This is a genomic window from Pseudarthrobacter sp. NamB4 (genome assembly GCF_005796185.1).
GTDB lineage: Bacteria > Actinomycetota > Actinomycetes > Actinomycetales > Micrococcaceae > Arthrobacter.
Map to the genome: position 1 here is coordinate 95,200 of NZ_VAHM01000013.1, position 13,497 is coordinate 108,696.

At 66.4% G+C, this 13,497-nt stretch carries 10 protein-coding genes; 4 read left to right on the top strand and 6 right to left on the bottom strand.

Annotation, left to right across the window (positions count from 1 at the left end):
• The first annotated feature begins 11 nt into the window (after positions 1-11).
• The 3 genes from FDW81_RS13290 to FDW81_RS13300 all read left to right on the top strand — a co-directional run bounded on the left by FDW81_RS13290 (position 12) and on the right by FDW81_RS13300 (position 4,944).
• Positions 12-3,245 (top strand): efflux RND transporter permease subunit, encoded by a 3,234-nt coding sequence (locus FDW81_RS13290; RefSeq protein WP_138134649.1) that lies wholly within the window; start codon positions 12-14, stop codon positions 3,243-3,245.
• Between the two features lie 116 nt (positions 3,246-3,361).
• Positions 3,362-4,471, top strand: coding sequence for an LLM class flavin-dependent oxidoreductase (locus FDW81_RS13295; protein ID WP_138134682.1), 1,110 nt, complete (start codon positions 3,362-3,364; stop codon positions 4,469-4,471).
• Positions 4,471-4,944 carry a MarR family winged helix-turn-helix transcriptional regulator gene (locus tag FDW81_RS13300; protein ID WP_138134650.1) on the top strand — a complete coding sequence of 158 codons (474 nt, stop codon included), beginning with the start codon at positions 4,471-4,473 and terminating at the stop codon, positions 4,942-4,944. Before FDW81_RS13295 ends, FDW81_RS13300 begins: the two co-directional genes overlap by 1 nt.
• 59 nt (positions 4,945-5,003) lie before the next feature.
• Here the strand turns inward: FDW81_RS13300 and FDW81_RS13305 are convergent, their stop codons facing one another.
• Positions 5,004-5,810 carry a transglutaminase family protein gene (locus FDW81_RS13305; protein ID WP_138134651.1) on the bottom strand — a complete coding sequence of 269 codons (807 nt, stop codon included), beginning with the start codon at positions 5,808-5,810 and terminating at the stop codon, positions 5,004-5,006.
• A gap of 701 nt (positions 5,811-6,511) precedes the next feature.
• Here FDW81_RS13305 and FDW81_RS13315 point away from each other — a divergent pair.
• The gene (locus FDW81_RS13315) at positions 6,512-7,171 is read left to right on the top strand and encodes a DUF1684 domain-containing protein (RefSeq protein ID WP_138134652.1); all 660 of its coding nucleotides are present in this window, start codon (positions 6,512-6,514) and stop codon (positions 7,169-7,171) included.
• A gap of 66 nt (positions 7,172-7,237) precedes the next feature.
• Here the strand turns inward: FDW81_RS13315 and FDW81_RS13320 are convergent, their stop codons facing one another.
• The 5 genes from FDW81_RS13320 to FDW81_RS13340 are packed head-to-tail and all read right to left on the bottom strand — an operon-like array spanning position 7,238 to position 13,195.
• Positions 7,238-8,392, bottom strand: a complete 1,155-nt coding sequence (locus FDW81_RS13320) for a cysteine desulfurase family protein (protein WP_138134653.1) — start codon at positions 8,390-8,392, stop codon at positions 7,238-7,240.
• A 7-nt stretch (positions 8,393-8,399) separates the two neighbouring features.
• Positions 8,400-9,317 (bottom strand): carboxylating nicotinate-nucleotide diphosphorylase, encoded by a 918-nt coding sequence (nadC, locus tag FDW81_RS13325; protein WP_138134654.1) that lies wholly within the window; start codon positions 9,315-9,317, stop codon positions 8,400-8,402.
• Positions 9,310-11,184 (bottom strand): L-aspartate oxidase, encoded by a 1,875-nt coding sequence (locus tag FDW81_RS13330; RefSeq protein ID WP_138134655.1) that lies wholly within the window; start codon positions 11,182-11,184, stop codon positions 9,310-9,312. The genes nadC and FDW81_RS13330 overlap by 8 nt, the downstream gene beginning before the upstream one ends.
• The gene (nadA, locus tag FDW81_RS13335) at positions 11,181-12,488 is read right to left on the bottom strand and encodes a quinolinate synthase NadA (protein ID WP_138134656.1); all 1,308 of its coding nucleotides are present in this window, start codon (positions 12,486-12,488) and stop codon (positions 11,181-11,183) included. Before nadA ends, FDW81_RS13330 begins: the two co-directional genes overlap by 4 nt.
• Positions 12,485-13,195 (bottom strand): NUDIX domain-containing protein, encoded by a 711-nt coding sequence (locus FDW81_RS13340; RefSeq protein ID WP_138134683.1) that lies wholly within the window; start codon positions 13,193-13,195, stop codon positions 12,485-12,487. Before FDW81_RS13340 ends, nadA begins: the two co-directional genes overlap by 4 nt.
• Positions 13,196-13,497: the final 302 nt, after the last annotated feature.

Sequence of the window (13,497 nt, forward strand, 5' to 3'; positions counted from 1 at the left end):
GAGATCATGCGATGTTCCGCCTGGCTCAACTTTCCCTCGCGAACCGGGCCCTGATCGCACTGGTCACTGTCTTCGCCTCCGTTTTCGGCGTGATCACCATGTCGTCGCTGAAGCAGGAACTCATCCCATCCATTGAGTTCCCCCAGATCACGGTGCTGACTGCCTTGCCCGGGGCCTCCCCCGAGGTGGTGGACAAGCAGGTGAGCGCGCCGCTCGAAACCGCGCTGAACGGCGTGGAGGGGCTGGAATCCACCTCCTCCACGTCGCGCAACGGCGTCTCCCAGATCACTATGGTCTTTACGTACGGTTCCAACCTGGACCGTGCGCGGAACCAGATTGACCGGGCCATCTCCAACGCCAAGCGGAACCTCCCGGAGGACGTGCAGCCGCAGGCCTTTGCCGGCAGTATCAACGACTTCCCCATCGTTTTCCTGGCGGTTTCCTCCGACAGGAGCCTCAGCGAACTGAACGCCGACCTCCAGCGGCTGAGCGTGCCCAGGCTGCTGAAGATCGACGGCGTCCGGGGCGCCGACGTGACCGGTGGCGCCACCCAGCACATCGAAATCCTTCCCCGCCCCGACGCCATGGCATCCTCCGGGGCGACCATCACCTCCATCCGGGATGCTCTCGGCAACAACGGCGACCTGATCCCCGCGGGCACTCTCGAAGAACGGGGCAAGACGCTGTCCCTGCAGATCGGCAGCCCCGTGGACTCCCTGGACGCGATCAAGGCGCTGCCTCTTGCCGGAGCCACGAATGAGGCCACTATCGGCGCCGTGGCGGACGTGTCCCTCAAGGACGACGAACGGACCTCCATCACCCGCACTAACGGAGCAGAAACGCTCGCGGTGTCGGTGACCAAAAAGCCTGAGGGTGACACGGTGGGCATCTCGCATGATGTGCGGGACACCCTGGACGAGCTGGAGGCCGAACTGGGCTCAAACGCCAAGTTCACACCGGTCTTCGACCAGGCACCCTTCATTGAAAAATCCATCAAGGACCTCACCACTGAGGGCCTGCTGGGCCTGGGCTTCGCTGTGGCGGTCATCCTGGTCTTCCTGATGTCCGGCCGGTCCACGCTGGTGACCGCGGTATCCATTCCGCTCTCGCTCCTGATCACTTTCATCGGGCTGTCAGCCACGGGCTATTCGCTTAATATCCTCACCCTCGGCGCACTCACCATCGCCATCGGCCGGGTGGTGGACGACTCGATCGTGGTGATCGAGAACATCAAGCGGCACCTCAGCTACGGCGAGGACAAGGTCACCGCCATCCTGACCGCCATCCGGGAAGTCGCCGGGGCGATTACCGCCTCCACGCTCACCACGGTGGCGGTGTTCCTTCCCATCGCTTTCGTGGGTGAGCTTGCTGGCGAACTCTTCAGGCCGTTTGCCCTCACAGTGACCATGGCGCTCCTGGCCTCGCTGCTGGTCTCGCTGACCATCGTCCCGGTGCTGGCGTATTGGTTTCTCAAAAACACCGGCGCTGCGCCCGGGGCCGCTGCTCCAGACGCCGCTGCCGCCCGCCAGACAGCGGCGGCAGCCCGTGCGAGGGCGCTGGAGGCAGAACAACGCAGCAGGCTTCAGCGGGGGTACCTCCCCGTCCTTACCAAGACGCAGAAACACCCGGTGGCCACGCTGGTTGCCGCCGTTCTGGTACTCGGGGCCACCGCAGCCATGACGCCGCTGCTGGCCACCAACCTGCTGGGCAACTCAGGCCAGAACAGCCTCACGGTGCGTCAGGTACTGCCGGCCGGCACCAGCCTGGCGGACACCAGCGCGGCAGCCGTCCGGCTGGAGGAAGTTCTGCGCGGCGTCGACGGCATCAAGGATGTCCAGGTGACCTCCGGCAACGCCCAGGCAGGCTTCGCAGCACTTACTTCCACCGGTTCCTCCAACTCAACCTTCACCGTGGTTACGGACGAAAAGGCCGACCAGGAGCAGCTGCAGGAGACTGTCAGGAGCGAACTGGCCAAGGTGCCCGACCCGGGCAAAGTCTCCGTGGGAACCCAGCAGGGCGGCTTCGGCACGTCGTCCACTGTGGACATCACGCTCAAGGCCGCCAGCAGCACCGACCTCCGGGAAGCCAGCGACGCCATGGTTGCCGCGATGACCGGCGTGCCCGGAACCAGCGAGGTTCAAACCAACCTCGCCGCCAGCCAGCCCGTGGTGCAGGTCAAGGTGGACAGGGCGAAAGCTGTGGCAGCTGGACTCAACGAAGAGCAGGTGGCCGGGGTCCTGGCCTCCACCATCAGCCCCATTCCGGCCGGCGAGGTCCGGATCGACACCAATGACTTCCCGGTGCAAATCGGCCAAGGCACCAAATTCACCAGCATCGACGCCGTCCGGCGCATCCCACTTCCCGCGGCAGGAGGCCCAGTGCCGCTGGCCAGCATAGCCTCGGTGGAACAGGTTGACGTGCCCGTGTCCATCACCGCCAGCAACGGCCAGCGCACGGCACGCGTCTCCGTCACGCCGTCGGGCTCCAACCTGGGTGCTGTAAGTGCGGAAGTTCAGAAGCGGCTGGAGGACGTCCAGCTCCCGCCGGGTGTCACCGCTGAAATCGGCGGGGCCTCCAGGCAGCAGCAGGAGTCATTCCAGCAACTCGGACTGGCCCTGCTGGCGGCGATCGCCATCGTGTACGTGATCATGGTGGCCACCTTCAAGTCCCTCATCCAGCCGCTGATCCTGCTGGTCTCGGTTCCGTTCGCGGCCACGGGCGCGGTGGCGCTGCTTCTTGTGACGGGCGTGCCGCTGGGACTTCCGTCGCTGATCGGCATGCTGATGCTGGTAGGCATCGTAGTGACCAATGCCATTGTGCTCATCGACCTCATCAACCAGTACCGCCAGCCCCGGGACGGACGCCCCGGCATGAGTGTGGCGGATGCCATCACCCACGGGTCGCGGCAGCGCCTCCGTCCCATCCTGATGACTGCACTTGCCACCGTGTTCGCCCTGACGCCCATGGCGATGGGACTCACCGGCGGCGGCGGGTTCATCTCCCAGCCACTGGCTGTTGTGGTGATCGGCGGACTCATCTCCTCCACGGCACTGACCCTGGTCCTGGTGCCCGTCCTGTACAGGCTGGCGGAGGGCAGGCGCGAGAAAAAGGCCCTGCTCCGGGAACTGCAGGAACGCCAGGAGTACATCCCCGGCGCCGACGTCGACGAGGAGTTCCGGGACTGGACCACCGGCATGGTTCCGAAGACCAGCGGCCGCCGGGCCAGGCCAGGCAGCCCCGAATAGCCAGTTGAGGAATATTTTCCCGAGGGATGCGTTGTACCCGGCGATAGATGCAAATGCATCTACATGGGACTACACTGGAACCAAGCCCGGACAGCCCAGGAACGGAAAGGCACATGATGCAGATCGGTGTTTTCAGCGTCAGCGACATCACCACTGACCCCACCACGGGTCGGACCCCCACGGAGAACGAACGCATCAAGGCCTCGGTGGCCATCGCCAAAAAGGTCGAAGAGATCGGTATGGATGTCTACGCCCTGGGCGAGCACCACAACCGGCCCTTTTTCTCCTCCTCTCCCACCACCACCCTGGCCTACATCGCAGCGCAGACCGAGCGCATCATCCTCTCCACAGCCACCACGCTGATCACCACGAATGATCCGGTCAAGATCGCGGAAGACTACGCCATGCTCCAGCATCTGGCCGACGGCCGCGTCGACCTGGTCCTGGGCCGCGGCAACACCGCCCCCGTCTACCCGTGGTTCGGCAAGAACATTCAGGACGGCGTGGAGCTCGCGATTGAGAACTACAGCCTGCTGCGCAAGCTGTGGGACGAGGACACCGTCAACTGGTCCGGCAAGTTCCGCACGCCGCTGCAGAACTTCACCTCCACCCCGCGCCCGCTCGACGGCGTTTCCCCCTTCGTCTGGCACGGCTCCATCCGCACTCCCCAGATCGCGGAAGTGGCCGCCTACTTCGGTGACGGATTCTTTGCCAACAACATCTTTTGGCCGAAGGAGCACTACCAGCAGCTGATTGGCCTCTACCGCGAACGCTATGAGCACTACGGCCACGGCAAGGCGGACCAGGCGATTGTGGGCCTGGGCGGCCAGTTTTTCATGCGGAGGAACTCCCAGGACGCCGTCAAGGAATTCCGGCCCTACTTCGACAATGCACCGGTGTACGGGCACGGGCCGTCCCTCGAGGACTTCACCTCCCAAACCCCGCTGACCGTGGGAAGCCCCCAGGAAGTCATCGAGAAGACCCTCACGTTCCGTGAGTACTTCGGCGACTACCAGCGCCAGCTGTTTCTGATCGACCACGCTGGCCTGCCACTGAAGACCGTGCTCGAGCAGCTGGACCTGTTCGGCGAGGAAGTTCTCCCCGTCCTGCGCAAGGAATACGCTGCCCTCAAGCCGGCCCACGTTCCCGAGCCGCCAACACACGCCAACCGTGTTGCTGCCGCATTGGCCGCCCAGGAGGCTGAAAAGTCCGCGGCGGAGGCGTAATGGCAGGCAAGGGTTCCGAATCTCCGGTACGGCTGGCGGCGGAGACCTGGGAGTCACTGTTCCGCACGCAGGTGGCCGTTATGCGCAGGCTGCAGTCCGGACCAGCTTTCCGGAAGCTTCCCGTGAACGAGTACGACGTCCTGTTCACGCTGTCCCGCTGTCCGTCCGGATGGCTGCGGCTCAACGAGCTTAACGACCATGTGCTGTTGAGCCAGTCCAGCCTGAGCCGCCTGGTGGAGCGGCTGGAGAAGCGAGGGCTGGTGGCCAGGATGCCTGCACCCGAGGACGGCCGGGGTGTGCTGCTGAAGCTGACGGACGAGGGACGTGAACTCCAAAAGGAGATAGGCCGTGAACACATCCGGGACATCTCGGCGCTGGTAACGCCGGCGCTGACACCGGAGGAGCAGAAGGAACTTACGCGGCTGACGGACAAGCTGCGCAGTTCTTTGGCGAAACGCCCGCAAGGCCGGTAGTCCCAGGACGGGCAACCCGGCGCAGCTCAGGGCGGCCAACCCGCCCCCAGCCCGGACTGCTAGCCCAGCGCCACCAGCCTGGCGGGGTCCTCGATCGGCAGGTCGCCGTCGACCACGGCGGTCACCTTCATCTGGTTCAGGATCAGGCTTCCGCCTACCGTCGACAGGAACGCAGTGTCCGCCGAGTCCCGTCCCGCGGTGATCCGCAGCATCGACTCCCGGGGGGCAAGCCCCGTGGGGTCGATAACGTGCCACGCGCCCTCGACGTACGCCTCTGTTACGGCGTGGAAGTCCATGGGGCTCAGGCCCGGCGCGTACACGGCAGCCAAGCGGGCAGGGACGTCCTTCGACCTCAGCAGGGCAATGGCGAGGTGGGCAAAGTCCCGGCACACTCCGCGCCGGCTGAGGAGGGTCTCCACCGCCCCGTCCGTCCCCCGGGAGGAGCCGCTGAGGTAGCGCAGTTCCCCATTGACCCAGTCGCGCACGGCGTGCAGCAGCTTGCCGCCATGCACACCCTCGAACTCGGCGTAGGCTGTGGGCAGGAGACGGTCCGATTCCGCGTACCGGCTGGGCCGGACGTAACGGATCCGGTCGGCCAGACCGGATTCCTCAGGCCGGCCCTTCCCGACGACTGTAGCCGAGTATTCCACCGTCACCTCGGCGGGCTCCGCGAACTCCATATAGTGGAGCCGGCCGCCGTGGTGGTCCGGCACCTCGCTCACGGGAACCTGCCCGCCCCCTGCAGTGACGGACAGGCTTTCATCGAAGGAGGAATAGCCGGCGTTCTTCGCTGCAGCTATGGCCATCGCCACTTTCGTGTTGGCTGTGGTTGTGAAAACCAGGCGTGCGGAAACAGTGCGTTCCATGACTCTCCGGGGGTGTCGGCAGGGGAAGGAAGCCGCCGCTTGGTCAGCCATTGATGTGGGCCGGCAACGGGACTAATTCTTGATCTCCAGAGACATTAGCATCCGCTGGACGTTGACGAAGTCCGGGCTCCCGCCAACGAACTGGCCGCCTCCTCCAGGGTGTCGAAAGCCCTGGAGGCCACTTTTTCATCCGGCGCGAACGCTCTAAGCGTCACCACGTCCCCGAACGAGTAGTCCCCCTCGCCCGCAGGCCCCCGCAGTCTTCCAGGCTGACGCCGTGGCGCCGCGCTGCGGCGTTGCGGAGGCACTGGCGCCGGCTGTGGCTGCGGCAGACGCCCCATCCGGGCGCGGAGGCTTCGCCCGGAGCAGATCCGGGCGCGGAGGCAGGTGCAGATGCGGTGGCCGCGGAGGTGCGGGTGAGTCCGGCTGTGCAGTCCAGCCCGGCCGCTGTCTGATGCCGCTGAGCAGCCTGCTGCAAGCGCGCCGGCCAGGATCACGGCTGCGGACAGGACAACCGTTGTTGCCATGCCTCTCATGCAGCCAGCCTGATGGGAGGGACAACGGCGGAAGGTGAGCCGGTACGGTGTTTCCCGGCTCCCCCGTGTCCCCTGCAAGCCGGCGCCGCACGCCAGGTGCGGACACCAAAGCTGCGTGTCGCCGTCGTACGGGCAACGCCGGCACCGGGGACTAGGCTGTTGCCTATGGAAGCGCACCACGGCACGGCTGAAGAAGATTTGGCGGACATGTCCGCCGTTGACATCGCCGACTGGCGGCTCCGGACCTTTGCCCTCTACGCCAACGTCCGGAAGATCGCGGCAGAGAATCCGGCGGAAGCACATCTGCACTGGCGCCACCAGCGCGACCTGATGTTCGCCACCCACCCTGCCTCGCCGCTCACTGCCGCGGACAAGGCACGGTTCTCGGGCCTGAAGACGGCCGACTACGATCCGATCTACCGTTTCCACATCCCGCTGACCAAAGAAGGCGCCGGCCGGGAAATGAGCGTGGAAACCGGGACTGACGGCGTGGTGAACTTCGTCAGGCTGGGCACGTTCGATCTTCCCGAGATGGGACAGCTTGCAGTGTGGAAGCTGCGGGGCTACGGCGGGGGCATCTTCGTGCCCTTCCGTGACGCCACGGCCGGCCAGTCCGGCGGAAGCTACGGAGCAGGCCGCTACCTGCTGGACACCATCAAGGGAGCCTTCCACGGCGTCGACGGGACAGGACCGGATGCCACCTTTGTTGTGGACTTCAATTTTGCCTACAACCCGTCCTGCGCCTACAACGAGGCCTGGGCGTGTCCGCTGGCAGGGCCCTCCAACCGGCTGGCCGTGGACATCCCCGTAGGGGAGCTTTACTAGCGGGCCCTACTGAGCATGGGCGCTGCTTCCGGGAAGCACTGCCGTACCCCAGCCATGGCCCGGCTTCTAGCCGCCGAGGGCCCGTACGCTGGCCACTGCCTGGCGGACGGCGCGGGCAGCGGTGCCGAAGTCTTCCTCCCTGACTGCCGAGTCGAAACTGAACCGCACCGCTGTCTGTGCCACATCAGCTTCGAAGCCCATGGCAGTGAGGACGGGAGACGGGGCGTCGGATCCGGCTGCGCATGCTGAACCGCTTGAGCACACCACCCCCTGGCGCTCCAGCTCCAGGAGTACCGATTCGCCGCTCGTCCCGGGGAAACAGAACGATGCCACGGAGGGCAGCCGGTGGACCGGGTGCCCGGTGAGGACGGCTCCGGGGACACCGGTGAGGACCTCGTTGATGAAGGTGTCGCGCAATGCCGCCACCCGCCGTCGCTCCTCCGCCTGGCGGGCCTGGGCGAGCGTGAGGGCAGTGGCAAGGCCCACAGCTCCGGCCACGTTCTCGGTCCCCGACCTGCGGCCGCGTTCCTGGCCACCTCCATGCAGGAGCGGCTCGATCTTGGTGCGGCCACGGACAAACAGCACCCCGCAGCCCTTGGGCGCCCCGAGCTTATGGCCGGAAATGCTTATCGCATCGGCACCCAGCGCCTTCGTGTCCAGGGGCACCCAGCCTGCGGCCTGGACGGCATCCGTGTGGAAGGGAATTCCCAGCCGGCGTGCGGCGGCGGCCAGCTCCGCAACCGGCTGGACTGTCCCCACTTCGTTGTTGGCATACATGATGCTCACCAGGGCTGTTTCCGGTCTCAGGAGTGCCAGAAGCGCCTCCGGGGTAACCTGCCCTGTCCCGTCCACGGGAACCACGTCCACGCCGAACCCGTGGAAGCGTTCAAGGTAGCGTGCGGACTCCTCTACGGCGGGATGTTCGACGGCGCTGATCACCACCCGGTTCAAGGCGGGGCTTGCGGCCTGCCGTGCCAGGGCAATGCCTTTGACTGCCAGGTTGTCCGCTTCGGTGCCTCCGGAGGTGAACGTCACCTCCCCGGGCCGGCAGCCGAGGAGGGCGGCGACTGTGGCCCGTGCCCCCGCCAGCGCATTGGCAGCTGATTCGCCCAGGGTGTGATGGCTGGAGGGGTTTCCGAAGTCACCGGTCAGGTAGGGCCACATGGCGTCCAGCACTTCGCGGCGGACAGGGGTGGTGGCGGCAGCATCCAGGAAGATCACGGTGTTATCACCCGGCCGTCAGTTCCACGTCCAGGCCAAGGTCCAGGGCTGCGACGGTGTGGGTGAGGGCACCGACGGAGATGACATCGACCCCGGTGCCGGCGATCCCGGCAACAGTGTTGAGGTTGACGTTGCCGCTGGCTTCCACCCGCGCCCGCCCTGCTACCAGGGCCACTCCGGCCCGCAGCTCTTCCAGCGTGAAGTTGTCCAGCATAATGGTGTCCACGCCGGCCGCGAGGACGGGTTCTATCTGGTCCAGGCGGTCCACCTCCACTTCGAAGTGCGTGGTGTGTCCCAGCTGGGCTTTGGCCGCCATCAGCAGTTCAGTGAGCCTGGTTGAATCCCCTCCGGTCATGACGGCCAGGTGGTTGTCCTTGGCCAGCACCGCATCGGAGAGGCTGTACCGATGATTGGCGCCTCCCCCGCACCGCACCGCGAACCGCTCAAGGATCCGCAGGCCCGGGGTTGTTTTCCGGGTGTCGGTGATCCGTGCCTGCGTCCCTTCGGTGAGCTGGACGAATTCCGCAGTCCGGGTGGCGATGGCGGACATCCGCTGGACCAGGTTCAGTGCCACCCGTTCGGCTAGCAGCACAGACCGTGCGCGGCCGCTGACCCGGGCAAGGTGGGCACCGGCGTCGAACCTGTCCCCGTCTGCCAGCAGCAGTTCCACCTCCGTCTCCGTGTCCACCAGGAGCATGGCGTCCCGGAAGACGGTGGCTCCGCTGAAGACGCCCGGCACGCGTGCGTTCAGGACGGCAGTGGCCCGGGCGCCGGCCGGGATCAGCAGCTGGGAAGTGATGTCGCCGGCCGGGGCGTCCTCGGCTAAGGCACGCTCCAGGATCTCGCGGACGGGTGCCGACGGCAAGGCAAGATCGAAGCGCTGCCCGTTGGCCGCCTGCGGAAAAATCACGGAGTTTTCAGTCACGGACAAGGCTCGCTTTCGGGCGGAGTGCAAAGGTTTCTTCGGGTTCATCGCTGCGGTAGTGGGCACCGAGGAATTCAGTGCGGTCAAGGGCCGCTGCCACCAGCAGGCGGGCCGCCAGCAGCAGGTTGCGGTCCTCGTGCCCCACGGGGTCGGCAGTGCCGGCGGGAACGGCGTCGGGACGGACGACGGCGCTCCACCCGTCAAGGGTTTCCGCCGCCTCAGTCAGGAGTTTCCCGCTCCGAAGCACCCCGGCCTTGGCAGTCATCATCCGGCGAAGAGCCTCCCGTGAGAACATCTCCCCCTCCCCGTGGGAGCCAGCCAACCGGTTCCGGCCAGGGGCGTCCGCTTCCGTCGCCGCACGATGTGCAGGTCCTCGTGAAGGTGCCCTGCCTTCGGCGACTGCAGGTGCTCCGGAAGCGTACGTCAAGCGGAGGCCGCCCGCGGCCCTGGGCCCACACGATTCGGGTTCCCTGGCCGAGCCTGCGAGGTTAGGGGGATCGTGGGGAGTACGCGGAGGAGCGCCGGCAGGCTCGACCCAACCAGAGCCACCAGCAAGGAAAGATTCAACAGCGCGACGGCCGAAGACGAGTCCCTCAAGGAGCGAGTTGCTGGCCAGCCGATTGGCACCTTGGACACCGGTGCAGGCAACTTCTCCGGCAGCGTACAGCCCGGTAACGGTGGTGCGGCCGTTGAGGTCGGTGACCACTCCGCCCATCCAGTAGTGTGCCGCCGGCGCCACGGGTACCAGCTCGCGGGTCCAGTCGAAGCCTGCGTCAAGAATCCGCCGGGTGAGGGTGGGGAACCGGCGGGCCAGGAAACCCGGCCCTTTGTCCTGCTCAATGACGCGGGCATCAAGGTACACGTGGCCGTTGGGGTCGCCCAGCTTGGCCAGGTGCAGGGCGATGCTGCGGGAGACTACGTCGCGCGGGGCCAGCTCGGCGTCCCGGTGGTAGGCGGTCATGAAGCGGCGGCCGCCGGCATCAACCAGGACCGCGCCCTCGCCGCGCACGGCTTCGGAGATCAGCAGCGGCTCGCCGTTAGGGCGATTGCCGCTGTCCCCCGGGGCCGGGGGGCGTTCCTGCACCCGGCCCTCCTGCGCCCGGCATTCCTGCATACGGCCCTCCTGTACGAGGCAGGTGGGATGGAACTGGAAGAACTCAAGGTCGGCCACGGCCGCTCCTGCCCGGACGGCGAGCGCCAGCCCGTCGGCCGTCGCAACGGCGGGGTTGGTGGTCTGGGCGAACAGCTGGCCCGCTCCCCCGGTGGCCAGCAGCACGGCGTCGCCCGTGAGGGTGTGATGCCGCCCGTCCCGGAGGTATTCCACGCCGTCCACCCTTCCGGATGAGAGCCGGAGCGCCGTGGCCTGTGCGTGGGACAGCAGCGTGATCTTCCCGTCCGCCTGGCGCGCCAGCACCGACCGGATCAGTGCTTCGGCGATCCTGGCGCCGGTGGCGTCTCCGCCGGCATGGAGGATGCGGGGGGCTGAATGTGCTGCTTCCAGCCCCAGCGCCGGGCCGCCGTCGCCAGCAATATCGAACTGCGCGCCGAACCGCTGCAGCCCGGCGATCTCACGGCGGGCTTCGGTGCACATCAGCTGCACGGCGGCGGCATCGCACTGGCCTGCCCCTGCCTCCAGCGTGTCCTGGACGTGGGCAGCAATGGTGTCGCCGGGAGCCGGACGGTCCAGGACGGCCGAGATGCCACCCTGGGCGTACCACGTGTTGCTTTCGCTCAGCTCACCCTTGGCCAGCAGCACCACGGAGGCACCGGAGTCGGCGGCCAGCAGCGACGCATACAATCCGGCAATGCCGCTTCCGACGACGATCAGCCTCGGTACCCGGGGAGGAAAGACAGCGTCCCGGCTCATGATGGCCTGGCAGCGAGCATGCGTTCGAGCGCTGTCCTGGCGTTGTCCTGGACAGCGTCCGCGACTGTGATCCGGTTGACTACCCGCCCCGTCACCAGCTCCTCAAGCACCCAGGCGAGGTAGCCGGGGTGGATCCGGTACATGGTGGAGCAGGGGCAGATTACGGGGTCCAGGCAGAAGATGGTGTGCTGCGGATACTCAGCGGCGAGCCGGTTGACCATGTTGATCTCCGTGCCGATCGCGAAAGTGCTGGGTTCAGTAGCCGCCGCGATGGCCTTCTTGATGAAGTCCGTTGAGCCTGCAGCATCGGAGGCATCCACCACTTCCATGGGGCACTCGGGGTGGACGATCACCTGGACTCCGGGAAAGTCGGCCCGTGCCTTCTCGATCTGCGCCACGTTGAAGCGCTTGTGCACCGAGCAGAACCCGTGCCAAAGGATGACCCGGGAATCAAGCAGCGACTGTTCGTCATTGCCGCCCAGGTCCTTGCGCGGATTCCACATGGGCATCTGTTCCAGCGGCACACCCATGGCTTTGGCGGTGTTCCGGCCCAGGTGCTGGTCGGGGAAGAACAGCACCCGTTGCGCCCGCTGGAAGGCCCACTCCAGGACAGTTTTCGCGTTCGAGGAAGTGCAGACGATGCCGCCGTTCTCCCCACAGAAGGCCTTGAGCGCAGCGGAGGAATTCATGTAGGTGACGGGGATGACCGGAACCCGGCCCTCAGCGTCGGGCTCGGTACCGTACAGCTCCTCGAGCTGCTCCCAGCACTCGGCCACGGAGTCGGCGTCAGCCATGTCCGCCATGGAACAGCCCGCGGCCAGGTTGGGCAGGATTACGGCCTGTTCGGGTGCGCTGAGGATGTCCGCTGTCTCGGCCATGAAGTGCACGCCACAGAAGACGATTGCTTCCGCGTCCGGCCTGGTCAGTGCTGCGTTGGCCAGCTGGAAGGAGTCGCCCACGAAGTCCGCGTACTGGATCACTTCATCGCGCTGGTAGAAGTGGCCCAGGATGACGGCACGGTCACCGAGCACAGCCTTGGCGGCGCGGATGCGTTCGCCTAACTCGGCATCACTGGCGAGCCTGTACTCCTCCGGCAGCTGGCCCTGCCGGGGCGTGGACGCCGGCGCCACGTCTGAGCTGGAGGCGCCCGGACCGTAGGCGGGGACGCCGGCGAGCGCCTCAGCGAGGTCGTAGTCCCACGGGCCCTTGGCCAGGGCGGGGCTGCAGGTGCCGCCCTTCGCCGTCGTGCCGTTTTCGGCCTGTTCGCGCGTGATCAGCTGGATTGCTGTGTTGACGCTGCTCATGGTGTGCTCCTGTTGTCTGGGTCAAGGCCGGGCCGGCCGGTGTAGCGGTAGAGGCGCGGGGGGCGGTGCTTGCCGCCCTGGAGGTATTCGCCGGTTTCTTCGATTTCAGGGGTGGCCTTGAGCTGCCGGCGGAAGTTGGCGGGGTCCAGTTGCCGGTCAAGCACGGCTTCATACACCTCGCGGACTTGGGCGAGGGTGAAGTACTCGCCGAGCAGGTGGTACGCCACGGAGCCGTAGGCCAGCTTGTTGCGCAGGCGCCACAGGGCGTAGTCCACGATCGCGTTGTGGTCGAAGGCGAGCTCCCCCAGCCGGTCCGCCCGGAACCACCGGACGTTTTCGGATTCGTCCGCCAGGGCAGCCTCGGTGGGCTGGACCAGCGCCCAGTAGACAATCGACACCACGCGCTGCGTGGGTGACCGGTGGAGGCCGCCGAACGCGTACAGCTGTTCCAGGTAGCTGGGCGCAAGGCCGGTGGTCTCCCGCAGGTTCCGGGACGCCGCGTCCTGAAGCGATTCCGCGTGGCTAAGGGGCCCGCCCGGAAGGGCCCACATGCCTTTGAAGGGCTCGCGGATGCGGCGGACAAGGGGCAGCCAGAGCGTTGGCCGGCCGGAGCTTTCGCTGGGCCGGAGCGCGAAGATGACCGTGGAGATGGCCAGTGACGGCGGCGCAGCCTGGCGCTCCGAGACATTCGCCGAGCTGTAGTAGATGGTGCCACCGCCTTTCAATCAGTACGAGTTCAGCCATTCAGAGGAACCCTGCTAGTTATGGTCATTTTGACCAAAACTAATTCTAGATGCAGGAATGACCGAATTGCCAATGTTTCCTGCATGGGGAGATCGTGCCGCCCGCCCGCGGCCTCCACTGGCTCTGCCGCGACCAGGGGTCACCGCCGGCGTGCGGCAGCAAGCGGCGGCAGTAATCCCGGGCGGGGTCAACGGGCCGTGGCTGGAGGCGGTAAATTCGAGTGGTCCCACAAGGAGCCCCCAGACCCCAAGAAGGTTCACTGCAT

Bases quoted from the DNA above. Each gene is read 5' to 3' on its own strand.
- FDW81_RS13295 (WP_138134682.1), top strand. From the start codon at position 3,362: ATGCAGATCGGTGTTTTCAGCGTCAGCGACATCACCACTGACCCCACC.
- FDW81_RS13290 (WP_138134649.1), top strand. From the start codon at position 12: ATGTTCCGCCTGGCTCAACTTTCCCTCGCGAACCGGGCCCTGATCGCA.
- nadA (WP_138134656.1), bottom strand. From the start codon at position 12,488: ATGAGCAGCGTCAACACAGCAATCCAGCTGATCACGCGCGAACAGGCC.
- FDW81_RS13330 (WP_138134655.1), bottom strand. From the start codon at position 11,184: ATGAGCCGGGACGCTGTCTTTCCTCCCCGGGTACCGAGGCTGATCGTC.
- FDW81_RS13315 (WP_138134652.1), top strand. From the start codon at position 6,512: ATGGAAGCGCACCACGGCACGGCTGAAGAAGATTTGGCGGACATGTCC.
- FDW81_RS13300 (WP_138134650.1), top strand. From the start codon at position 4,471: ATGGCAGGCAAGGGTTCCGAATCTCCGGTACGGCTGGCGGCGGAGACC.
- FDW81_RS13305 (WP_138134651.1), bottom strand. From the start codon at position 5,810: ATGGAACGCACTGTTTCCGCACGCCTGGTTTTCACAACCACAGCCAAC.